Source organism: Dellaglioa sp. CoH-56-MRSF-14, from assembly GCF_056782115.1.
Window position 1 is genome coordinate 1 of record NZ_JBXAYB010000046.1, and the last position, 362, is coordinate 362.

The window sequence follows — 362 nt, forward strand, 5'->3', positions numbered from 1 at the left end:
ATGCAAACCGTTTCGATCACCGATTACACCCTCCTGACGCCCAAGCTGGCTAAGGTCGTTATTGCCTATACTGGCAAGTTCAACAAAGAAAGCCTGCGCGCCGCTATCACTGAAAAGTTCGAGGCGAAGGCCGCTCCTGTCGAGGATTCGTTCCGCGAAGTGCGTGCTGGTGTCGCAGTCGGATTCCTGCGTGCGAACCGCGAAGTTCGTGTCGTCGATCCGCAAGAGCTGCGTGCCTCGTACCGCACGGTCGGCAGCTCGAACATCATGACCTCAGAAGCTGACGATAGCCTGTGGGAGCTGAAGAGCGGCAAGGGCGGTACGTATCTCGCACGTCACGGCAACGAAGACCTGTCGGAACT

The 362-nt window shown here is 57.7% G+C and carries 1 protein-coding gene; it reads left to right on the top strand.

Translation table 11 applies throughout. The features are described from left to right. Nucleotides 1–362 (top strand): hypothetical protein (locus tag AC1RPX_RS07795; RefSeq protein WP_429586944.1); only part of this gene is annotated, 362 nt, incomplete at both ends.